Genomic DNA, 23,192 nt, shown 5'->3' with positions numbered 1-23,192 from the left:
ATGGCCTGAAATGCAAAAAGCCCGCCGGAGGCGGGCTTTTCAAGAGGCAAGATCAATCAGGCCTGCGGCGTCGTGTTGTCTTCGACAGGCGCGCCGGGACCGTTCTTCTTGATGGAGTCGATGGCGTTCTGCGCGCTGGCCTTCGAGGAATAACCTTCCGTCGAGAACATCACTTCGCTGTTGTACTTGAAGCGAACACGAAACTCGCCAGCCTTGTCCTTGTAGATCTCGAACTTGTGCGCCATGGGCCTTTGCCTCCGTGCAGGTGTGAATCAGACACGAGTAACCTGCCAGCCGCCGGCAGCGCTGACAAGAGAGCGTTTCAAAACACTTGTTTATTAGTCGGATCTGCCGCCTGAACCGTGTTGCGGCGCAAGCGCGTATACTTGGAAGGTCCGCCACGATTGACTGCGGGTCGCAATAAAACTTGGTTACGTGGTTATCCTTCACATCGTTGGTGAAGCTCTCGCTTGATGTGTAGACCGGATTTCCGCGTCGCGAATGCCGTCATCCTCGCGTTTATTCGGAGCTCACCAATCAATTTGGAAGTGGTGGTGCTAAGTGCAGGAACTGAAGCCCGCCCACGCTCCTATGCGAGCGGACGGAAAAATCTGGAAGAAAATGAATAGCGGGAAGAAAAGCCCCCTATTTCGTTAATAGGAGGCAGAAAGTAAGCTGATACAATAATTTACGGAGTGAAGAGGGTGCCGTGCGGCAGGGTGTCTATGACATCTGTCTCCTACGCATTTGTCGGCTTTCCCCACCGCTTGGCTTGAGCAGCGATATCGGCGATGACATAGTTCATGCATTGCTGCACGGCAGTTCCGGTTGTTTACAGCAGGAAGTCGGCCGCCTTGAGGTTGAGGGCAGCGTCGATATGCAGGACGAAATCAGCTTTTCCGTCACCATTGATATCACCATAGACGTAAGTGTCAGCCTTCGCCTTTTCGTAGCGGAGCTCGCCTGCGGTGTTTGAGAATTTGGCCGTACCGATGAAAGCAAAGGCTTGATCTCCTGCTTTTTTCAGGCTCGCATCGATTTCGGTGAAATCGATCACATCCTTCTCCTTCTGTGAGAAGTCAAGAATCGTGTCCGTCGCGGTTTTCGATGCTCCGAGTTCCTTTGCCGACCGGAAGACGAAGCGGTCGCTGCCCGCACCGCCGTAGAGATCGTCGAAACCTGCACCACCGATGAGCCGGTCATTTCCCGCACCGCCAGAAAGTACATCGTCTCCCGCACCGCCATCGATGATGTTGGCCTTTGCATCGCCCGTGAGACGATCGGCATAGGAGGAGCCGGCGAGGTTCTCGATAGACGAATAGGTGTCACCTTTGGCGTCGCCGGTGCCGACAGAGGGTTTCAATAGGTTAGCCACGACCCCTGCTTTCGCACCTGCATAAGATGCCGTGTCGGTTCCGGCGCCGCCGATAAGACGATCTGCACCGATGCCGCCGATCAATACATCGTCTCCATCGCCACCCTCGAGCAGATCGTCGCCGGCGCCGCCGTCGAGCATGTTAGTCTTTCCGTCGCCGATCAATCTGTCGGCATAGGACGAGCCGATAAGATTTTCGACTGACGAATAGGTATCGCCCTTGGCGTCACCCGTGTTGATCAAAGGGTTGGCGAGGCTTGCCACGACACCCGTCGCCGCACCCGCATAGGACGCGGTGTCGATGCCATTGCCGCCAAGGAGACGGTCCGCACCGGCCCCACCAACCAGCACGTCATTGCCGTCGCCACCTTCCAGAAGATCGCTGCCGCCATATCCGTACAGCGTATCGTTGCCTGCAAGGCCGAGGATGCGGTCCATGCCGATGCCGCCCCTGAGGACGTCGCCTTTTGTCGTGCCGATGATGGTTTCGAGAATATCGCCTATGGTGATGGTGAACACTTTCGTCACCTTGTTCACACCATCCGAAACCTCGATCGTAACCGTGTCCTTCTGCACCTTCTGGTAATCGATCGCCTGCGCCGTCACCAGTTTGGAGCCCGAGAGCTTGAAGAGGCCACCTGCCGTATCGAGCAGCTTGTAGCTCAGCGCCTTGCCTTCCGGGTCTTTCGACGCGAAGATTCCGACAAGGGTTCCCGTCGCGACGTTCTCCTTGGTGGAAGTGCCCGAGAGAGTGGGAATGGAGGGGGCCTCGTTAACGTTTTTCACGCTTACCGCGAGCGTCTGCGTATCGACCAGCTTTCCGTCGCTGACCTGTAGGATGATATCATAAATATTGTTCTTTCCTGCGTCTTTTGGGGTCTCGTAGTCGGGAGCGGCCTTGAAGACGAGCGCCCCGGTCTGGGCGTTGATTGTGAAGAAAGCTTTGTCCGCACCGCCTACGATGGAATAGGTGAGCGTTGCCGCTTCCTTGTCGGTGGCTTTGAGGGTGGTGACGGCTTTCGTGTTCTCGGCGATGGCGACGGCGGCGGTCGCACCACCACCGTTGGAGGTGATGACGGGATTGTAGTTCGCGCTATGGGTAGCCAGATCGTAGGTGAGGTTGGAGAAGGCGATACTCGTCAACCCCGTTATGCCATCCACGCCCGCGGCGACGAAAGCCTTCAACTCGGCATAGGTCAGCGCTTGCAGCTCGCCCGCCGTCATATCAATGTCAATACGATCCACACCGGCGGCATGCAGTGCGCTGCCCATCGCCTTGGTAAGCGTTTTTGCTTCGGCATAACCTATCTTTACCGTCACGGCATCGGCGGCCGTGAACCCGATGCCGGCGCCCAAATAGGTCCGGGCTGCGGCAAGTGTCAGGGTAAGCTTGTTGTCCGAGGCATCGACCCGGTCGATATGAATGGCCGCCAACCCGATGAGATCGAGCGTATCCGGGTCGCTTAGTGTCACCGAGGAAGCGGTGACGACGACGGTATCGGCAGCGTCGAAGACGATTTCCGAAGCGGCAAACTGGTTTGCCTGCGCGAGGCTCAGCGTCACGGCGCCGTTGCTAACATCGACTTCGCTGACGCTCCTGCCTGCGAGATTTGCGATGTTGGCAAGTGACAGGCCAGCGATCGCGCTGCTACTATCGACCAGCCTGAGAATATCCACCCCCATCTCGCGATAGTTGGAAACGTCTTGGAAGCTGACCGTGAGAAGATTAGTCGCCGTATCGGCGATGCGGGCGGTAAAATCCGAATCGAGCGGCAAGCCAGCATTTTTGACCGTCCTGGCTGTTGCGACGGTGAGATCCAAACTGAGCTCCGCCGTGGTAATCGCGGCAATTCCAAAAGCCTTCACCCGGGAGAGGTCGTTGCTGCTCATCTGCGCAAGCGATGCGGTCGTCACGCCCATGACGATGCGGTCGCCGTCGGCGAAATGAGCATTTACGGCCGAAAAGGCCTTGACGGCGGCCAGCGAAAGCACGGCCTTGTCGTCCGTCGCGTCGAGCGCTGTGATGCCGAGGACCGAAAGACCAGCGATCCGGTCGGTAGCGAGTGCAGCGAAATTGGCTCCGCTGTCTTGTACCGAAACAGTACCGTTCACGGATTCTATACGGACATCGTGCTGGGCATAGGCGGCGAACTGCGAAACAGTGAGCGCCAGATCCTGCTCAGCGACTACCTTGGAAACGCCGACAGTCGCGAGATCGGCAATGTCGGAAGCACTGAGGCCGGACAAGGCCGTAACGCTGTCGGAAAGATGAACCAGCTCGTCAGCGGCGAAGCTGATACCGCCGGCGGCGAAAGCCCTCGCTTGCGGCAGGGAGAGAACAGCCGGTTCCGTTTCAGCGACATGCGTGTCGATTTTCGTTACGCCCCATTCGGCTAGTTCGGCGATTTGTGCCACCGTCAGGTTGACGATGTTGAACTTGTAGTCGGTCAGTGTCAGTACATCTGAGGCTGCAAAGCGCACGCCGATGCTGTCGAGATAGCGGTATCCAACCAGGCCGAGGGCGATCTCGTTCTCTGCAAGATCGATGATTTTCATGCCGAAGGTGGTCAACGCATTGATATCGCTGTCCAGCGCCACGAGCTGAAGGAATGTCATCTCAACCGTCGCCGTATCGCCGCTGGCAAGCGTAATGCCCGCGTTGACATAGGCCATGGCCTGATCAAGGGCCAGTGTGATCTTGTCGTCGATGGCGTCGAGACCCGTCACGCCCAGCGTATTGAGTTTGGCGATATCGGTAACGGAAAAGTCGTCCAGCACCGCGCCCGTACCACTGACCACGACGCCACTGGCGCCAATGATGCGAAAATCGGAAATATCAATAAGGGCGGCCGCAACTGCCTGGGTAAGTGTGATGTCGCCGCCGTTGGAGACCGTTATGGTGTCGATATGGAGTTCACGGAGGTTTGCTACCTCTGAAACGGTAAGCGCGGAAATCGCCGACGCGGTCCCGCTCATCGTCGCTTTTTCCGCGTCGTTCTGAAAGGTGCGGGTATAATATTTCCCGTCGTCGGCGTCATGCCATGCGATGGCAAAGCCGCCATCCGCTAGCGCCGCGATTTTTTGGAACCATTGGTTACCTGAGTGCTTTACGGTGACTTCCAGTTCCTCGCCAACCTTGCTGCCAGCGGCACTGAAAACCTGCGCGTTGATTTCGAATAGATCGCCTCTCGTATCGACATGCTCCGACCAGACGACCACATAGCCGCCCCCGGCGAGCGCGACGATCTGCGGATCGAATTGGTCGCCGACAACCGTCGTGTTGATAAGCGAGACGGCGCCGATTTTCGTTCCGTCGGCATCGATAATCTGCGAATAGATGCCGCCGTGCTGGCCGGAGGTCGCGTTCGGATTATCCTGACCATACCATGTCCAGGTGGTAACGTAGCGTCCGTTTTCCAGCGCGGTTATCTTCGGCGGATCCTGCGCGTAATTGCTGGAATTGATGGTTATTTCGGAGCCGAGCTTTTTACCTTCATCGTCGAAACGCTGGACGAGGATCGAATTTTCGTGGGTGTAGCTGATCCATGCGACAGCAAAACGACCATCCGCAAGAGAGGCCACAGATGGCGCCTCCTGCGAATATTCTGTATGCGTGTTGATGAAGAAGGCGTCTCCCAACTTTTCCCCGTTGGTGTCGATGATCTGGGCGGCAAGACCCCCGTCGCTGCTGTCCGACGCACGCCATATAATCATGACGCGGCCGTCGGACATTTCCACGCTGTCCGTGATCTTCGCGCCCTCATCGTTGGGAGAAATGCTCATATCGAATGACGGCGTGAGAGTCTGGACCGTGCCGATTGGCTGGCCATTGACATCGTAGCGCAGAGCAGTCAGCGCGTAGCCAGACCCGGTGTTTTGATAGGCGGTGATCAGGTAACCGCCATCTGAAAGTCCGGTCACGTTCGGAGCGAAGATACGCAGGGCTGTTGACAACGGGGTTGGACCGCCGACGGCATCGCCGTCCGCATCGAACCTTTGCGCGTAAATCGACTTGCTGTTGTGCGACCAGACAATGACATATCCTCCGTCGGCCAGCCCAGCCACGGTCGCCTGCGATTCGTTCGTGAGCTCCGTCCCGCTGACGCGGGCCACCGCTCCCAGCGCTTGGCCGGAGGCGCCATAGTGCTGGGCGTAGATGTTACGACCGATGCCTTCGTCCGTCGGGCCCCGATAGACAACGACATAGGATCCATCGGCCAACGCGACGATGGACTGCCCTATTCCCGATCCGATTCCGCGTCCAACCAGGATATCGTCCGCCGAGGCAGCGCTCATCGTTTCGTATTGCGTTCCGGTGCTAATGTCACTCGCTGCGAGAGCGTTGATCTGGTCGAGGCCGAGGGAGAGGCCGCCGTCCGTGGCCAGAATTTGCGATACGCCCAAGGATTTCAGAGCGGCGATGCGCGCAGCGCTCAGGCTCTCGATGCTGCCTGCCAAGTCCTTGATCGAAATCAGGTCGTCGCCGGCGAATACCACACCTTGCGACACGAGCAGTTCGGCCTGTGCGATGGTAAGGCTGGCTCTGTTGTCGCCCAGATTGATTATTTGCGATGGCAGGCCGGGTTGGATATTGGCCTCTATCTCGGCAAACGTGGTCATATGGACGGCTCCTAGTGTTCGTATCGAGTGTGCGGAACCAGTGTTTACGGGCCACGCCGCGTCGATGGCGGACGTCGCTACCGCGCCGCCGCCGGGAGAGTATGGATATCTCTGTCGGGTATCCGAATGAGGATGGCGCACATGCCGCCGACATTCGGGGTCTGTTTCACATCAGCTATGCGACGGTGGCGCCCGCAGGCGGTAGATGGCTGATTTCATGGGGTGTCCTTGGGATCTGGTTCCTCTTAACCAGTGTCAGCAGGCAGGATCAATATAAGAACCGAGCCGCGAGCGGATGAACCCAAAATTGAATCACATCCATGATCTCGCGACACAACGACGGGATCGTTGCGTGGTGGAGGTTCGGGAAAGACATGATGGTGTGTTGTACGACAAGTCATGACAGGTCGCCCTTTGGCTTGGAAAGATGAAGCCAGCCTCGTGATATTTGACGAACAGACCACGTCGTTTGCGGCCACCCGCGATGCCGCGGTCGAGTTGCTTGCAATGCACGAGATCGCACCGCGCGGGGTACGCCATGTCCCCAGCGTGCAAATGCGGCTGATCACACAGTCGATCGTCGCCCTTCACTTGAAATGACAGGCCGATTTGACGTGCCGGCCCCTGACTGCGAGGGCGGCCTATTAACAGGCGCCCGCGCCAAAGCCGGGCAGAGACGGGAAACAAGAGACGCTATGAATGAATAGCTGATCCGAAAAAGCCGTGCGGTCTTCGCGTTGCAGCTTCCGAGGCTGCAAACCAGTTCGCGCCTGCTGATCCGTTGACGAAGCTCGACCGGCACCGCTCGCCGGAAATGGTAGGTTCCGCCACGGCGGATGACGTTCGATATTGCCAAGGGTTCCGCCAGCCGCCTTGAGGCGGTTTTGTAGCAGCGGATTGTAGCAAAAAGCCTGCATCCGCCGACGTTGGCGTGAGGCATTCGACCGATTTAAGTGACTTAGGAGGAGATTGGCTGGGGAACCTGGATTCTCACATGATTTCAAAGTCTTAGCAAAATAGCCTTTGATTTTCCTCTGTTTTCCCGCCGCGAGCGACCGTGGATGCCATCTTTGTGCACTGGCTTTGGGCCGACGTCAACATGGCGGGAGAGCGGCAATTATTTCCGCTCGGGAGCGCCAGGCCGCACGTGAGGCGAGCACCTGCCGACACGGCATCGCGCCCGCTTCGTCGACGTTTCACAGGTGCCGCTTGTCGCAGAAGCGGAACCTGCGCTTCATATGACTTTGTGGTGGCGAAACGCCCCGCCTTAGTGCCCCAGTCCTGCGGAAGGGTCTTGTTACTACCGCAGGTCACTTCGCAGTACCTGACATCCCGCGCCTCCACCGACTTGTTCTCCAGACCTACACGTCGAAATTGGTCGGCAAGACAATCATGTCCCGGATCGTAACGTTGCGCGGTCGGGTCAACATGAAGATGATCGCCTCGGAGACTTCAGTGGGCTCAATCAGGCTCCCGTTGGCCTTGGCTTTTTCGAGGTTCTCCGCGGGCCAATCGGCAAGCAGAGCGGAGACCACTGGGCCGGGCGAGACCTGGCCCACTCTGATGCCGTGGTTCTTCAACTGCCGGCGCATGATCTGCACGAAACCGGTGATCGCCCATTTGGAACTGGAATAGACCGGCTCCCATGGGATCGGCGCATGGCCGGCGACGGAGCAGGTGACGAGGATGTCCCCGGTCCCCCGCTCGATCATATGCGGAGCGACAGCGTGCACGTTCTTCATGACCGCGTTCACGTTGAGATTGAGCATCCGATCGATTGCTGCCCCATCGGTTTCGATCAGATCGCCGCCAATATAGGATCCTGCATTGCAGTGCAGGATATCGATGTGGTCCACCTTCGCCAGGATTTCCGGCACCATGGCTGCACAGCTTGCTGTGTCCAGAAGGTCGGTCACCTGTATGACAACAGCCTCACCAAACTCGGCGGCGAAGGACTCGAGCGCCTGTCCGTTGTAGTCGACCATCACGACCCTAGCGCCAGCATCGATCAGGGCGCGGGTCGTTGCAAGCCCAATCCCAGAAGCTGCGCCGGTAACTGCAGCGATCTTTCCTTCGAGTGGTTTCGTCATCTTCTTCTCTCGCTTTTGGTTTTTCAGACGGCAAGGAAGCCGCCGTCGACGGGCAGGACGGCGCCACTGATCATGGCCGCGTCCTCTGAAATCAGCATCGCGATCGAGCGCGCGACATCATCGACCTCTGCGAAACGCGCCATCGGGTGGCGAACCATCATCGGGTCTCGTTTGGAGGGCTCTGACCATGCTTTCGCGGCAAGTTCCGTCATGGTCACCGTCGGCGCCACTGCATTGACGCGGATGCCGCGCGCGCCGAGTTCCTTGGCCATAACGCGGGTTGCGCCCTCCAGTCCGGCCTTCGAAGCGGCATAGGCCACGTGGTCCACGAAACCACGATGCCCGGCGATTGAGGTCACGTTTACGATCGTACCGCCTCCGCCGTTGGCAATGCGGGCCCGGGCAAATTCCTGAGCACAAATCAGCGCGGCCCGCAGATTGATGCCGAGAACCTGTTCATAGCCCTTTTCAGTCATGTCGAGAACGCTCTCGAGCACATTCGTTCCCGCGCAATTGACGAGAGCGTCTGCGAGCCCTGCCTTCTTCATGGCGTCGCGTGCTGCGGCATTGTCGGCGAGATCGACCGAAATGACGGTCGTGCCAAAGGCTTGCGCCAAATGATCAAGATCGGCCTGGGAGCGCGAAAGCCCGATGATGCGCGCGCCACGACGAGTGAACAATTCAACGCAGGCGCGGCCTATACCCTTGCCGGCGCCCGTAATTATGATCGTCTTCCCGGTGAAGTCTGACATGGATGATCCCTCGATGCGTCTTGCTCAGGGTGAGATTCTCAGTTCGGTTTGCCTGTCGAACACATGGGCCGCGGCAGGATCGACATCGAGCCTAATCCTGTCCCCCGGCCTCAACGGGTGGCGCTCGCGAAAGGCGCACAAGATCCGCTGCCCGGCCAATTGGGCAGCGAGGAGTATTTCTGCCCCCGTCGGCTCGATCAGTTCGACGGTCGCCGGTACGCCCATCTCGCCATGGTGCAGAACCCACTGGTCAGGGCGAACGCCATAGATGACGTCTTGCCCGTTGGTCGCCCGGGTGCCTTGCGGAAGAGGGAGGGTCGACCCGTCCGCAAGCCGCGCTGAGTTCAAGGCAAGGTCGATCGTGGCCGGCAGCATGTTCATCGCTGGCGACCCGATGAATCCGGCGACAAAGGTGTTGGCCGGTCTGTCGTAAAGCTCCAGAGGCGCCCCGATCTGCTCCACCTTGCCACTGCGCAGCACGACAATGCGATCCGCCATGGTCATGGCTTCGATCTGGTCGTGCGTAACATAGACTGATGTGGCGCCGAGGCGCTGGTGAAGAGCCTTGATCTCTGAACGCATGTCCACGCGCAGTGCGGCGTCGAGGTTCGACAAAGGCTCGTCGAAAAAGAACGCTTTTGGACTACGAACCATTGCGCGTCCCATGGCGACACGCTGCCGCTGACCACCGGAGAGCGCTTTCGGATATCGGTCCAAATAGGGCGTAAGCCGCAACATCTCTGCAGCCTTGTCGACCTTGGCGTTGCGATCGGCCAGGTTCTCTCCGCGCAGCTTCAACGCGAAAGCCATATTCTCCCGGACCGTCATATGCGGATAAAGCGCGTAGTTCTGGAACACCATGGCTACGTCACGGTCCTTCGCTGCGATGTTGTCGACGCGATGTCCACCGAGCTTGATCGTGCCACCGGTGATTTCTTCGAGGCCGGCAAGGGTCCTAAGCAATGTAGACTTGCCGCAACCAGAAGGTCCTACCAGCACCACGAATTCACCATCCGCGATGTCGAACGAGATGTTGCGCAGTGCGTGGTAAGAGCCGTAATATTTGTCGACCTGGTCGAGCTCTATCGTCGCCATATCTCAATCCTCAGTCAGTTGAAGCGGCGAGGCCGCCGGTCTTTCGGGATGGGTAAACGGTCAGCTTCAGCATGGCTTGTGTCCTGCCTGGGGTGCTGCGATCCGATGTCCGTCGATCCATTTCAGGTGCCGAGTTGGATCTGGATCTTGACGGAGGACGGCTTCGGCCGCACCGCGTAGTCAAACGCCTCAATGGAATCCTCGAAGGCGTAGGTGTCGGTGATCAGAGCATCGACGTTGATCTGGTTGGAGCCCAGGAGCGCAATGATGCGCGGGTAGACATGGGCGTAACGGAATACATGTTCGACGCGCAGTTCCTTGGTTTGTGAGATGACGACATCGAACAGAACCGGCTTCACCGGCATACCCACGAAGATAAGGGCGCCGCCGGGGCAGGCATGATGGACGGTGTCTGCGACGACGTCGGCCGCGCCTGAGCATTCGAAAACCACATCGACGCCCCAGGCGTCGGTTTCCCGGGCGATAACACTCTGCAGGTCCTGCGATCGCACGTTGACGGTCACGATGGCTGAGCTGAGCTTGCGCGCCACGGCAAGTTTCTCGTCGACCACGTCGGTGACGATGACTTTGGCGCAGCCAGCCGACAGTGCCGCGATTGCCGTCACCATGCCAATCGGTCCCGCACCCGTAACCAGTGCGATGGCCCCGGGCGTCAGCCTTGCCTTGGCGACAGCGTGGAAGCCTACGGCGAGCGGCTCGACCATGGCGCCGGCGGCATAGGAAACATTGTCCGGAAGCTTGAAGGTAAAGGCCGCCGGGTGGACTACGCTCGGCCTCAATACGCCATGCACCGGGGGGGTCGCCCAAAAGCGCACTGCCGGATCGAGATTGTAGAGACCCAGCCGCGACGCGCGACTTTGAGGGTCGGGAATGCCGGGCTCCATGCACACGCGGTCGCCGACCTTCAGGTTCTGGACCGCGCTGCCGACCTCTTCGATGATGCCGGCTGCTTCATGGCCGAGGATCATCGGCTCGCGGACGACGAAGGGACCGATGGCGCCGTGCGTATAATAATGAACGTCCGATCCGCAGACCCCCACGGTCTTGATGGCAATGCGCACGTCGGTGGGACCGAGCACCTCTTTCGGGTCCAGGTCGCGAATGCGCAGTTCGTCTTTTCGTTCGAGAACGAGCGATCTCATATGTTCAGCCCTTTCGGATAATGAATGCGGCGAGGGCCAGGCAGAGCACCGTCGCCACCCACAGAGGCAGCACGCCCTCAAGAAAGCGCATCCACAGAAGATGCACCAGGATCAGGATCACGACCGAGATGAAGCCTCTGTCGAAGCCGTTGGTGCGGATCGGTAGGAACCCGTCGCGCTCGGATTTCTGGGGTTGAATGGCAGCCATCAATTTATCCTTTCAATGCGCCGAACGTCAGGCCGGTCACGATGTGCTTCTGGACGAAGCCGAGCACGACCAGAGCCGGGAGCGTGGTCAGGAACGCCATGGCCGCCATCTCGCCCCAGTTCGTTCCGGTGACCGAGACATATTCGGCGAGCGCTGTCGTCACGGTTCTGGCGTCAGCCGACGAGGTGAGCGTTGCTGCGAACAAGTACTCATTCCAGGCGAAGATCCAGGTGAGGATGAAGGTGACGGCCAATCCGGGGCGTGCCAGCGGCAGGATGACGTGGGAGAGCACTTGGCCGGTTGTCGCCCCATCGACGCGTGCCGCTTCGTCCAGCTCCAGCGGTATCCCGTCCAGCATGCCTTTCAGGAGCCAGATGGCGAAGGGCAGGTTGAACACACAGTAAAGGAGGATCAGACCGATTTTCGTGTCGAACAACATGAAGTCGCCGAAGACGAACCATTTGGTGAACAGCAAAAAGAGCGGCAACAGAAAGACGGCAGGCGGCGCCATGCGGTTGGTGATCAGCCAGAAGAATACGTTGTCACCGCCGCTGATCTTGTAACGCGACAGCCCGAACGCAGCGAGCAGGCCGAGCGCGCAGACAAGCGCTGCATTCGATGTCGCCACGACCATCGAATTCCAGAGATATTGCAGGAAGGTCGAGCTGTTCAGGACGGCCAGAAAATTGTCCCAGTAGAGATCGTCGATGAGGACTGATTTCGAATACAGCTTCACCCGAGGCCGCATCGAAACGACCAGCATCCACCAGACCGGAAGAAGCGTCAGGAAGGTCAAGCCAATCCAGAGGACGAAGGAACCTATACCGGAGCGTCTCATTGTGCGCCTCCCTTGCGGCCGGTCATTGCGACGAAGAGCAGCCAGCTCAAAACGATCGTGACGTAAAGCGTGAGAAGGGACATGGCGGCGCCGTAGCCATAGTCCGTCTTCGGAAAGACGTTGATCCAGATATGAAGGCCAATGAATCGGGTCGCCTCGGCGGGGCCGCCTTTGGTCAGCATCCAGATTTCATCGACGGAGCGAAGGGCGTCCATCAGCCGGATGAAGACGGTAGTCAGCAACACCGGCTTCAGCATCGGCACGATCACGTACCAGAAGATCTGCAGCTTGTTGCCGCCGTCGATCTGCGCCTGCTCGAGTGGTTCTTTCGGCAGGGCGGTGAGCCCCGCCATCAGCGACAGCGTGACAAACGGCGTCCAGTGCCAAAGGTCCATGATGATCGCCGTGCCGAAGGCGTGATAGGCATTGGTCGAAATGTTGTAGTCGATGCCGAACCACAGTTTCAGGTAATAGGGAACGATGCCGAATCCCGGAACGCAGAGCAGCCGCCAGGTCGCGCCGACTGCAATGGGCGCGACAACGATCGGCAGCGTATGGATGGTCCGAAAGAACTGGCGGCCCCACAAACGGTCTGCCATCAGCGCGCGGGCCAGCACATAGCCCAGCAACAGCTCGCTGATGACCACGATGAAGGCGAAGACCAGCGTGCGCGCAAGCGAGTTCAGGAATGTCGTGTCAAAGACGAGGTTGCGGTAATTCTGCAGACCAGCCCAGCGCAGGGTGGGATCGAGCGCATTGGTGTTCCAGTCGAAGAAACCGACATATAGGATGTAAATGAAGGGAATGAACCCGACAACGAACAGGATTAGGGTGGCTGGCGCTAGAAACAGCCATCCGATGTTGGATTGTCTCATCCTACGCTCCGTCAGACGTCATTGGTATCAATTCGACCAGCAGCTTTGTGAACAAGTCCGCAACCTCCAGTGAGGAAGGGGCGGCCACCTTGCTGAAGGCGGCCGCCAACCGCTGGGAGGGGCGGCTTCTTACTTGCGGTAGCCGAGCTTCACGAGTTCAGCTTCGGCCGCAGCGGCGGCCTGGTCCAGAGCGTCGTCCGGCTTGATCTCGCCAACGATCGCCTTGTAGATGAACGGCGCGACCACCTGCAGGACTTGCGAGTGGAACGGGTATGGCGGCGCTCCGGCGAAGAGCTTTCCGTCGTCACGCATTAGCGTGTAGTAACCGTTCATCTTCTTGTCCTGCTCGACGATTTTGGGGTCGTCATAGGTCGAGTTCATGACGATGCGGGAGCCGGCCAGCGCCCAATTGGTCTGCACGGAAGCCTGCCCGATATACTGCAGGAAGAGCAGTGAGGCGTCCTTGTTCTTGGAAGAATGCGGGATGCCGAAGGCGCCGCCATCGTAGTAGCCGATGTACCCCTTGCCGGATGCGGCCGCTTCCATCACGCCTGCCTCAACCGGCGGCAATGCCACGCCCACTTTGCCGACGACGGTCGATTTGCTTTCGTCGGTCGCGATCCACGCAGCGTTCTCGCCGTAGACGAGGCCCTGGGCGGCGCGGCCGGCGGCAAATGTGCCGGCAACCTCGTCCCAAGTGGACGACGTCGATTCCGGCGGCGCGTATTTCAGGAGGTCGACCCAGTAGTTGAGCGCCTTCTTCGCCGCGGCGGAGTTCATTTGGCCGCCGTTGGCTTCCGTGGCGGCGAAGGTCGTGCCATCGATGCCCCAATTGTAGACGCCAAAGGTCGGCGCGACCGACTCGAAGAACTCGTAGAAGGCAGCGGGATGGCTCGACGAGGCCTGTACGGTCGTGCCCCAAAGCTCCTTGTCTGCGCCATATTGCGTGAAGAACTGGGCGATCTGGGTGTATTCCTCATGCGTGGTCGCGGGCTTCAGATCCGCACCGGTCGCATCCTTGTAGGCTTTCTGGATCGCGGGATCCTCGAACAGATCCTTGCGGTAGAGATAAGGCTTGATGAATGCTTCCATGGGCACGCCCATGACGTTGCCTGACTTCGGATCCTTGAAATAGTTCAGGAACGTGGTGAAGTTCTCCGGCTTGAAGTCCGGCGACGCGATCTTTGCGTTGTCGGCGAGCGACTTGGTGATATCCACCAGGAAGTGGCGGGCCAGATAGGTGTAGACAATGTCCTGCTCGATGTAGACGAAGTCGTAGATGCCGGTATTGGCCTCCATGTCCTTGATCGCCTTGTCGTACATCTGGTCCCAAGACGTGGCCTCAAATTCGACCTTGATCCCGGTCTCCTCGGTAAATTTCGGGCCGAGGACCTGCTCGACATATTTCGACGCCGGGGTGGATTCGGAAATGCCCCGAATGGTCGCGCCCTGATACGGCTCCGCGGCAGTCTTCCACCAGGAATCCTGCGCAAGCGCGGTTGAACTCCAAAGGCCAAGCGAGACGAAGCCGACGCCCACGGCTTTTGCAAAATTATTCATTGTTCTCCTCCATTTGGATCGCGAAATCGCTCCGGTTGTGCGTGCTAAACTCTCCTCCGACGCGCTCAACGGACCTCGATACTTCTGGAAAGACGGGGTGGACACAAGCGTCGGCGTTGCGCCATACTGATACTTTAATGCGCGAGATCTCAGGAATATCCATGAAATCTTGTGTGCGTTGCACAATCTAATACCGATTGTCGACGTGATGCGAAGTCTGGAAAGCCAGGGGAGGGGTGGCCATATCGGTTGTTTCGCCAACGGTCGCGAGATTTGAATATGTGTTGACTGGCGCTGACGAGACATTCCTCTGGCGCCGTGACGACTATCCGTGGGAACGCAATGTCTGGAATTTCCACCCGGAGGTGGAGATCCATTACATTCCCAATGCCAGCGGTGTTCTGCTTGCAGGTGATCATGTCGGCGCGTTTACGCCGGGCCATATTTCCTTGATCGGAAGCAACCTGCCGCATGACTGGGTCACGCCACTTGGTGACGGTGAGCGCATTCCTGGGCGCGATATTGTCATCCAGTTCTTGCCGTCAAAGCTGGAGCAGGCCTCTGCGTTTCTTCCGGAACTTGCGGGGCTGCGCGATTTCTTCGTCCGCGCGCAACGTGGGCTCTCATTCAAGGGGCGGGCGAGGGAAAAGGCAGAAGCGCTGATACTCGACATGGAGTTTCAGACGGGATCGGCACGCCTTGCGACCTTTTTGTCATTGCTCTCGCTGCTGCGCGACACTGACGAAGTCGATATCCTGTCTTCGGAGGCTTATGTGCCGGACCTGAGCTATGGTTCCCTCGAAGCCTTGCAACAGGTCTTTGCATATATCTTCGCAAATCTCTCGGAAGATATCCGCTTGCCGGACATGGCACGAATGGTCGGTATGAGCGACAGTTCCTTTTCGAGATTTTTCAAGAAGAACAGCGGCAACAGCTTTACTGACCATGTCAATAAGCTTCGGATCTGGAAGGCGGGCCAGCTACTGACCGATACCTCGATGCCGATCACGGACATCTGCTTCGAAGTGGGCTATCGCAATCTCTCGAACTTCAATCGTGTCTTTCTCCGACACCACAATCTCACGCCGACAAGGTACCGGAAACTGTCGGCAAACCGCAGGACTGTGCCGCTCGCTCAGGCAGGGTCGGGTCATGTGCCGGTTTAGTTGCAGTGATTGGGCTCTCGCACTTCCTGCATGACGAAGACATCATGCAGATTAATCGGCATTTGAAATGCATGCTTCATCTTATGCGTTGCGCCAATAGCCGACTGTTTGTTTCCGTAAATTAATTGCTTTCGGGTCCCCAGTCAACTTTAGGAGGCCTGCTTGCGCACAACGATGGCATGAAGAACGGCGGCCAGGGCTGCTCAGATTGTTGAGAAGGCATTACTTTTTCTTGTGAGAAACGGACGCGGAGTTTCAGCGGAAAACCGATCTACAACAGTCTGCCTCGAAGACCTGGGTTCTCAGATGATGTCAGAGGCTCAACAATATAGCCTTTGATTTCCCTATATCTTTCCGCCGAGGGCGCCGTTGGATGCCATCTTTATGCTTGGCATTGGGCTGACGTCAACATGGCGGGAGAGCGGCAATGATTTCCGCTCCGGAGTGCGAGGTCGGAGCTGTGGCGAGCAATTCCGTGCAACCGCTTCGCCCTTCGAGTGACGTTGGGGCTAGCTGTATCTTGACCTGAAAGCACTCGGTCTGCTTCCCTTCTTGCAGACTGCTATTACTTATGATGCCTATTTCTGGCAGTCATCCTGCGGTTGATCCTCGCACTGCGAAGGGTTGCGGAATCGCTGTCCTGAGGTCGCACCGAAGAAATGAAAATCAAAAGATGAGCTCCAGTAGTCAGATAGATGCGCTCACGCTTGCTGAAACGCTCCGTCATGCGCTCGGCAGCTTCATCCGCGACATAAGGTCCGGGGCACAGACACCGACAACTTCGCAGTCAGAAACACTGTCGCTTTTGGATCGGGAGGGGCCACTCAGTGTTGCCCAACTGGCCGACCGTCGCAACGTTCGCCACCAAAGCATGCGGCTGGTTGTCGGTCAGTTGGAAATCGAGGGCCTCATTGACAAGATGCCCAATCCGGCGGACCGGCGCAGCGAACTTCTTTTCCTCACTGAGGAGGGGCGTGCGCGGTTAACCCGCGCCCGCCAAGCCCGAACGGCGCAGATCGCCGAACGGATCGAGGAGCGCCTGTCCGAAGAGGACAGACGAACGCTCGAAGCGGCCATCCGCATCATCGAACGGCTCTGCTAGCGAGACAGATCAGTCCTTCGACAGAGCGGCAATCACGTTCGACAGCGTGTTCAAGCCCCAATGCTCCGCATATCTGCCGCCTTCAATTCTCACGATATCGATGACGCTAATTGTCACCTCTCGTCCTGTCGCCGGAATGTCGAACAGCGGGCCAGAGTGAATTCCGCTGATGGTTTTCCGGGTGGTGACCTTGTCTCCCTCAGCGATCTGGTCGTGGATCTCTATTTTCAGGTTCGACAGAGCGGGACGTAGAACGCTCTCAAAGGTGTTCCACATGCTTTCAGGACCGCGAGGCATGTTTTGGGGGGCGGAGTGATTTATGAAGCTGGGAGACATCAGAGCCTGAAACACGGCTTCGTTGCCATTCTGGATCACTTCGATGTTGAAGCGGCGGACCACTTCCTTGTTCTCATTAGACATTGTCGACCCTTCAAGGATAAACGATATATACAGTCTGACTGTATATATCGTTTATAGGTGCGTTTTATCTCTTTTGCAATTGGAGGCCCTCCCAATGCCTTGAGCTTTCGGCTTCCATCAGTTCATGTACTGATTGAACCAAGCGATCATGCGTTCAGGCTTCCGCTGAAAATACAAGTAGCCGTCCCAGCGTGACGAGGTTCCCTCGATCCAGATCAGCTCCTTTTCCGGGATGGGGATGTTGTCGAACATGCCCTGAATGTCATCAGGCCTTGTCAAGGCGTCGTCCTTCACCTGATAGAGAAGCGTGGGAATCCGGACGTGTCTTGCAAATGGTACCGGGGACATCTCATCCAGCCTGAAGCTGTTGATCGCCATCAGTTCTTGCTCGACAGTGTTGATGTGTTCATCCAGGCCCATGGCCGCGAGAAGCTGTTCGATCGCCACACGCACGGACAGAGGCTGAGGGGCCACCATGCAGCGAACTCCTTCAAATGCATCAGGAGACTCCGCCATGGCATAAATGGTCGCATTGCAGCCCTGGCAGCGGCTGAACAGCCCGATGATCATATCCCTAAGCCGCGGGTTGGTTCGGGCATACTGGATCGATCCAAGAACATCTCGCGCTTCAAAGCGGCCTCCGCTGCTGATCCCACCATTGGCGCTGCCGCTCTGTCCGAGATTGCGCATGTCATAAGCGAGCACATTGTATCCTTCGTCGTGCAGGATCTTGTAGTCGGGGACGTAATTCACCTCAAATGCGTTGAGAGGGCCGCCGATCGACTTCCAAGGCTCGAGGTGGGCAGGCAGACCATAGCGGTTGAACCATAAGGGGTTATTGGCGATGATGAGTTTGTCTGATCCCTCGCGTGGGATGAACCAAGCCTCAAGTGGCACTCCGTCAAGCGAGAGAAAAGATACTCTCTCATACCGGAGGCCATAGTCTTGCGGGCTCTTGAGCAGAGGTGCACGGATCGGGTAGCCGATCTGTGTGGCAATCCCTTTGAGCGTTTCGCGTGTTTCTTCCGAAGCAGGGGTTTCAGCGAAATGAGTCATGGTGTTCATTCCCTCCATTGGTAACACCGCTGATGTGGGGGCATGAGAAAGCATCCATGAGCCAGATCCTGCCTTCGTCTTGCCCGATCCTGCCAATTCTGCCGTTATTGTTCATCTTCCGTGATTAGTCATCGCTATGAGCCTATCAGAACTGCGCAATTTGACTGACCGGCTTAGCAAGCACGCCGTACTCCCGAACCTCATCCCGAACCTCGCTCTTCGCAGGACCGAGCGAACGACCGGCTACGAGGCGCTGATGTATGAGCCGATGATTTATTTCGTGCTTCAAGGAGAAAAACAGCTTTCGATTGGCCGTGAATCACTCACCTATGGCGCAGCGCACTTTCTCATCCTGTCGGTGGACGTCCCGGTAAATGCACGGGTCTTGCAGGCGTCGAGTGAGAAGCCTTTTCTCGGGATCGAGATCAGGCTTTCACGTGACCTCGCCCGCGAAGGCGCTCTTGAGATGCTTCCCGCTCTGCCGCTGGAAGCGGGCCCTGCCTTCGCAGTTGGCTCTATGTCAGGGCCAATCGCCGATGTTCTGACGCGCCTGACCGCATTGATGGAGATGCCGGCAGATGCAGCTCATCTTGCCCCTCTCTACACGCGCGAACTGCTGTATCGCGTAGGCCAGAGCCCGCAGGGCCATCATCTGCGAGATGCGCTACGGGTAGGTGGCCAGTCGGCGCAGATTCAACGTGCCATCGACTGGATCAAGGCCAATTCCCGAGAAAAAGTGAGCATCGATCTGCTGGCAAAGATCGCGGGAATGGGAGTTACGACGTTTCATCGGCGCTTCAAATCTGTGACAAATCTCAGCCCGGGCGCCTACCACAAGATGGTCCGGCTCCACGAGGCACGTCGTCTCCTTCTGGAGGCGCGGACTGTGTCCAGCGTTGCCTTTGCTGTTGGCTATGAAAGCGCCTCTCAATTCAGCAGAGAATACACGGCTCAGTTCGGTGCACCTCCTCGAAAGGACATGCCGTGACGAGAAGCGGGCTTCAGTAACCGAGCTGAAGGAATCGACAGCATACGTGGCAGGTGGTAGCGCAGGGAAGAAATCCGGCCGCTCATAAAGCAATGGTGCACGCAGCAAAAGCTCTCGCTTCGACTGGTTTGGATCTGGCGACCTCACCAGACCTTTTAGCTAAAGCGAAGGACGAGTGGCAAACCGCCATGCAAAATGAGCCATATGTTTGTCCGATCCTGGATCATATTATGCCGAGCACAAACTTATCGATGAAATCCTGCTAACCGAAATAGTGGTTGTTTGGGGCCTTTGGAGCCCGCAGGTGAGTAGGCTCCAGCGCGTCGTGGCGCAACCTCATAGAGCCGCATTGGGAAGACGCGTAAGCCTGTCTAGATACAACGCCGCCAAGCGCTTCGGCAGCATCCGGTTACAGGTTTGCGTAGCTTCTTGGCCCCGTGCTGTGTTTTTGATCTAACCACTGGCCTCCGTTGCGGTCATCGCTAGAGGGTCCCCAGCCATTTTGCGAGACCCCGTTTTAGCACGACGGATGGCCTCAAGAACACCAGCCACGAATGCTCAAGTTGTTGAGAAGGTGCCGCTTTTTTCTGTGAGAAACAGTCGCTGATTTTCAGCAGAAAGCCGGCCTAAAATAGCTTGCCTGGAGAACCTGGATTCTCACATGATTTCAAAGGCTTAAGTAAGCGGCCTTTGATTTTCCCTGTGTTTTCCTGCCGTGAGCGACCGTGGATGCCATCTTTGTGCCCTGGCTTTGGGCCGACGTCAACATGGCGAGAGCGGCAATTATTTCCGCTTTCGGTTATCCATGTTCCTGTGATGCTCGGTTGAATGGTGAGGGCTAGAGGCCTTCAATGGTGAGCTCGGACCCGCTCGTGTTCAGCCTGCCACGACGTCGCATCCGACTTCGACGGAAGGAAACAAAGCTCCACGCGTGTGCCTTCGCCTAAGCGAGAGGTAATCCTAACTTCACCACCAGACTGGCGGACGAACCCATAGACCATGGCGAGCCCGAGGCCTGATCCTCCGGTTTTCGACCTCGTAGTGAAGTAGGGTTCCATCGCTTGGTCGAGAACTTCGGGCGACATGCCGACACCTTCGTCGATGACTGCGATGGTGACCGTGTTTGCCTCCCCGCGCGCTTCAATTCGGACTGTTCCGCCATCCGGCATGGCGGCCGACGCGTTGAGGCAAAGATTCAGAATGGATTGCTCGAGCAGCGCAGGATCAAGGCTAACGGTTGGCAGATTGGTGGCGAGCTCCAGCTCCAGACGATTGCGGGCGCCAATTGCCATTTCCAGAACATCGGCCATCCCTTGAAGGATCGTGGCGATGTCTATCGAGGCTGGCCGTATCTGCTGCTGGCTACCGACGGATAACATGCTGGAGGCGAGTGCGCGCCCTCGTTCAGCGGCCTTTCGTATGCGCCCGAGGTGCCGCTTCTGCCGTTCGGTGAACTCTGGTTCGCGCTCCAGTAGGCCAAGACTACCGGTGATGATCCCGATCATGTTGCCAACCTCGTGGCTTACCTGATGCGTCATGCGCATGACCACATCCAGGCGCTGGGCGCGGGCCGCCTCGATCTCCTGGCGATCCATGGCCGTCACGTCGCGGGCGAGCAGCACCACGCCGCCGTCAGGTTGCCTTGATGCAGAAATCTCCACCACCTGGTCGTCAGCAAACCGGTGCCGCAGCATCTGACGCTCGACAAGCGATCCGCTCTCATTTTCGGTGGGCATAAGAAGGGGATCGATCTCCGGGACCGTTCCAACGAACCGTCTCAGCGACATTTTTCGCGAGGATCCCGTTTGCCGCATCAGTTCGATGATGCGGCGGTTCATGGTGATCGGCCTACCTGTCGGATCGAAGAGGGCGATGCCTTCATTCATTGTCCGGAAAGTGGATCGGATCGTCCGAGCAGCCGCTTCTGCCGTGCGTCTCAGACGGGACACGCGATCGACGCTCTCCTTGAAAGCGCGAAAGGCGTCAAGCAAGCGGATCAGCTCCGTTTCAGTCCCAGCATAAACGGGCGGCCCGACATTTTCCTCTCCGCGAGCCAGCGCATTCATGCCGCGCGAGAGGTCACCTATTCCGTGTGAAACGCGCATAACTGAGCGAATTGAGAGAATAGCGAGGATAACGACCGCGAAGGATGCGAGCACGATCATGACAAGCAGTTGGCGCAATGCGCTTGAGGTGGCTTCGAGATTCTTGTTCAGCGCGCTGGCAACGAATGCGCTCTGGGTTTCGGTTGCATGCGAAAGGTCGCGCGAGACTGTGTGCAGCCGTGAGACCGATGCGCGGATGGTGAACATCTCCAGCAGGTAACGGGTCTGTGCCTCAAAGATCCGACGGTAGGGTTCCAGTTGCTCAGGCGAGACCCTCAAGTTGGGGCCTGGTACCAGCATTCGGACGGTCGTCTCGGCGACGAAACGTCGTTGAAGTTCGCCAAGCTGGAAAAGACTGTCCGAGGTGGAGGCTGATTGTGCGATGTCGTTCAGACGCTGCCGTAGCTCCTGATCCTGAATGGCGCGAGCGGTCGCGATCTCTCCGAGTGCGACGGCCGCTTCGGCCTTGTGTACCTGTGCGGCATCTGCATTTGCCGCAAGTGCCAGTGTCTGGGCCTCGATGCTCTCGAGCAGTTCAATGATCCGGTGCGCGCCGGTGCCCGGTATGGCAGCGCCGGACTTATCCGGTGCCATGGTCTCCAGAAGTGTCTCTACCTGCGCGACCACGGCGCGGCTTTCGCTCGAAACACGATAGGGAGAAGTGGCATTCATCAGGAATGGCGCGCTCGAAACAAGGTCGGAAACTTGCCTAGATACCAGCGAGGCCTTGGCGAGGCTTGAAAAGGCCTGCACGCTGTAGGCCGACATTTCACTGCGCGCCCTCTGCAGGCCGTAGATGGCGACGGTCGAAAGTATGACAACCGAGACGCAGATGAAGGCGATTGCGAAGGGCAATCGAAAGGCGATGGAGGAGAGGAAGGCGCGGTTGATCAAGGTGATAATCCGGCTTCATCGGTGTGCAGCACATAACCCTTGCCGCGTCGCGTTTGGATATGGCGGGGCAGGTCGGGGTTGCGCTCGATCTTACGCCTGAGCCGCAGGACCAGAACATCGACGTTTCGATCCACGAAACGATCAGAGTCGGCCCCCATGCGGTCGAGGATCTGCGCGCGGCTGACAGGCGTATTCGGGGTCTCGGCGAGGATCTCCAGCAAGGCGAATTCGGCGGACGTCAGCGTCTTCGTCGGATCGGCGAGGCAAACGGCGCGGCGTTGACCGAGATCCACGGCCCATTCGCCGAGCCTGAGCGCCGTTGACGGCTGTTCACGCTCACTCTCCCTCTCGTGGCGTAGCTGGGGATGGGTACGACGGAGAACCGCCTTGATCCGGGCGGTGAGTTCGTTGGGTTCGAACGGTTTGACCACGTAGTCGTCCGCAGCCGTCTCCAGCCCCAGCACCCGATCCGTCGCGCTTCCCGCTGCCGTCACCATGACAATGCCGACATCGGTCTGCGCCCTCAAACGCTGCGCAAAGGCTCGGCCGGAGAGGCCCGGCAGATTGTGGTCGACCAGAACCAGTTGAACCGTCTCGTGCAGCAATCGATCTTGCGCTGCCTCGGCGGAGGGCGCCGTCACGGGTATCCAACCCTCTGCCTCCACCAGATCACAGATAAGCTCCGCCATATCCGGATCGTCTTCGACGATCAGAATTTTCACCTTTTGGTTCAACACGTTGCAGTCCTCCCATCAGCATCATAACCGGGCAGGGAGAAAACGCCAAAGATTTGCTGGTTATCGCTGGACGTCACAATTGTAATATTTGAAATCCCTGAAACGCATGGAGGCGGCCCTGTTGAAAGATCGGTAACCATTCTCCGGG

At 57.9% G+C, this 23,192-nt stretch carries 18 protein-coding genes and 1 pseudogene; 5 read left to right on the top strand and 14 right to left on the bottom strand.

From position 1 onward, the window contains the following. Positions 1-56: 56 nt before the first annotated feature. Both D0Y60_RS18395 and D0Y60_RS18390 read right to left on the bottom strand, forming a co-directional pair. Positions 57-245 carry a YegP family protein gene (locus D0Y60_RS18395; protein WP_024270606.1) on the bottom strand — a complete coding sequence of 63 codons (189 nt, stop codon included), beginning with the start codon at positions 243-245 and terminating at the stop codon, positions 57-59. Positions 246-832: 587 nt separating this feature from the next. Then, a complete protein-coding gene (locus tag D0Y60_RS18390) occupies positions 833-5,995 on the bottom strand; it encodes a hypothetical protein (protein WP_117371428.1) in 5,163 nt (1,720 codons plus the stop codon). Positions 5,996-6,394: 399 nt separating this feature from the next. Between D0Y60_RS18390 and D0Y60_RS18380 the strand changes: the two genes are divergently transcribed. Then, positions 6,395-6,595 (top strand): hypothetical protein, encoded by a 201-nt coding sequence (locus D0Y60_RS18380; RefSeq protein ID WP_117371426.1) that lies wholly within the window; start codon positions 6,395-6,397, stop codon positions 6,593-6,595. A 761-nt stretch (positions 6,596-7,356) separates the two neighbouring features. Here the strand turns inward: D0Y60_RS18380 and D0Y60_RS18375 are convergent. From D0Y60_RS18375 to D0Y60_RS18340, 8 genes are all read right to left on the bottom strand, one after another. Next, a complete protein-coding gene (locus tag D0Y60_RS18375) occupies positions 7,357-8,085 on the bottom strand; it encodes an SDR family oxidoreductase (RefSeq protein ID WP_117371425.1) in 729 nt (242 codons plus the stop codon). A gap of 23 nt (positions 8,086-8,108) precedes the next feature. Then, the gene (locus tag D0Y60_RS18370) at positions 8,109-8,837 is read right to left on the bottom strand and encodes an SDR family oxidoreductase (RefSeq protein ID WP_117371424.1); all 729 of its coding nucleotides are present in this window, start codon (positions 8,835-8,837) and stop codon (positions 8,109-8,111) included. Between the two features lie 24 nt (positions 8,838-8,861). Next, the gene (gene ugpC, locus D0Y60_RS18365) at positions 8,862-9,932 is read right to left on the bottom strand and encodes a sn-glycerol-3-phosphate ABC transporter ATP-binding protein UgpC (RefSeq protein ID WP_117371423.1); all 1,071 of its coding nucleotides are present in this window, start codon (positions 9,930-9,932) and stop codon (positions 8,862-8,864) included. Positions 9,933-10,054: 122 nt separating this feature from the next. Continuing rightward, positions 10,055-11,095: an NAD(P)-dependent alcohol dehydrogenase gene (locus D0Y60_RS18360; RefSeq protein ID WP_117371422.1), complete on the bottom strand. Its 1,041-nt coding sequence runs from the start codon at positions 11,093-11,095 to the stop codon at positions 10,055-10,057. Positions 11,096-11,099: 4 nt separating this feature from the next. Further along, positions 11,100-11,303, bottom strand: coding sequence for a DUF2160 family membrane protein (locus D0Y60_RS18355; RefSeq protein WP_199564228.1), 204 nt, complete (start codon positions 11,301-11,303; stop codon positions 11,100-11,102). A 4-nt stretch (positions 11,304-11,307) separates the two neighbouring features. Continuing rightward, a complete protein-coding gene (locus D0Y60_RS18350) occupies positions 11,308-12,141 on the bottom strand; it encodes a carbohydrate ABC transporter permease (RefSeq protein WP_117371420.1) in 834 nt (277 codons plus the stop codon). Beyond that, on the bottom strand, positions 12,138-13,016 hold the full coding sequence (locus D0Y60_RS18345; RefSeq protein ID WP_112691426.1) for a sugar ABC transporter permease: 879 nt from the start codon (positions 13,014-13,016) through the stop codon (positions 12,138-12,140). Before D0Y60_RS18345 ends, D0Y60_RS18350 begins: the two co-directional genes overlap by 4 nt. A gap of 129 nt (positions 13,017-13,145) precedes the next feature. Continuing rightward, positions 13,146-14,576, bottom strand: a complete 1,431-nt coding sequence (locus tag D0Y60_RS18340; protein ID WP_117371419.1) for an extracellular solute-binding protein — start codon at positions 14,574-14,576, stop codon at positions 13,146-13,148. 242 nt (positions 14,577-14,818) lie between these two features. On the opposite strand from D0Y60_RS18340, the gene D0Y60_RS18335 reads away from it, so the two are divergent. Together D0Y60_RS18335 and D0Y60_RS18330 are read left to right on the top strand one after the other, a co-directional pair. After that, on the top strand, positions 14,819-15,742 hold the full coding sequence (locus tag D0Y60_RS18335) for an AraC family transcriptional regulator (RefSeq protein ID WP_117371548.1): 924 nt from the start codon (positions 14,819-14,821) through the stop codon (positions 15,740-15,742). 673 nt (positions 15,743-16,415) lie between these two features. Beyond that, positions 16,416-16,844 (top strand): MarR family transcriptional regulator, encoded by a 429-nt coding sequence (locus tag D0Y60_RS18330; protein WP_117371418.1) that lies wholly within the window; start codon positions 16,416-16,418, stop codon positions 16,842-16,844. Positions 16,845-16,853: 9 nt separating this feature from the next. Here the strand turns inward: D0Y60_RS18330 and D0Y60_RS18325 are convergent, their stop codons facing one another. Next, positions 16,854-17,264 (bottom strand): ester cyclase, encoded by a 411-nt coding sequence (locus D0Y60_RS18325; RefSeq protein WP_117371417.1) that lies wholly within the window; start codon positions 17,262-17,264, stop codon positions 16,854-16,856. A 117-nt stretch (positions 17,265-17,381) separates the two neighbouring features. Further along, positions 17,382-18,329, bottom strand: a complete 948-nt coding sequence (locus tag D0Y60_RS25085) for a lysophospholipase (RefSeq protein WP_245409224.1) — start codon at positions 18,327-18,329, stop codon at positions 17,382-17,384. 127 nt (positions 18,330-18,456) lie between these two features. Between D0Y60_RS25085 and D0Y60_RS18315 the strand changes: the two genes are divergently transcribed. Both D0Y60_RS18315 and D0Y60_RS25080 read left to right on the top strand, forming a co-directional pair. Continuing rightward, positions 18,457-19,308, top strand: coding sequence for an AraC family transcriptional regulator (locus D0Y60_RS18315; protein ID WP_117371416.1), 852 nt, complete (start codon positions 18,457-18,459; stop codon positions 19,306-19,308). Between the two features lie 41 nt (positions 19,309-19,349). After that, positions 19,350-19,574: pseudogene (locus D0Y60_RS25080) on the top strand (amidohydrolase); the annotation flags it as partial. Between the two features lie 582 nt (positions 19,575-20,156). Here D0Y60_RS25080 and D0Y60_RS18305 read toward each other — a convergent pair. Both D0Y60_RS18305 and D0Y60_RS18300 read right to left on the bottom strand, forming a co-directional pair. After that, positions 20,157-22,307: an ATP-binding protein gene (locus D0Y60_RS18305; protein ID WP_117371415.1), complete on the bottom strand. Its 2,151-nt coding sequence runs from the start codon at positions 22,305-22,307 to the stop codon at positions 20,157-20,159. Beyond that, a complete protein-coding gene (locus tag D0Y60_RS18300; RefSeq protein ID WP_117371414.1) occupies positions 22,304-23,044 on the bottom strand; it encodes a response regulator transcription factor in 741 nt (246 codons plus the stop codon). Before D0Y60_RS18300 ends, D0Y60_RS18305 begins: the two co-directional genes overlap by 4 nt. Positions 23,045-23,192 lie beyond the last annotated feature (148 nt).

Source organism: Shinella sp. WSJ-2 (genome assembly GCF_003432075.1).
Classification (GTDB): Bacteria; Pseudomonadota; Alphaproteobacteria; order Rhizobiales; family Rhizobiaceae; genus Shinella.
This window is presented reverse-complemented; position numbering and strand designations above follow the sequence as displayed.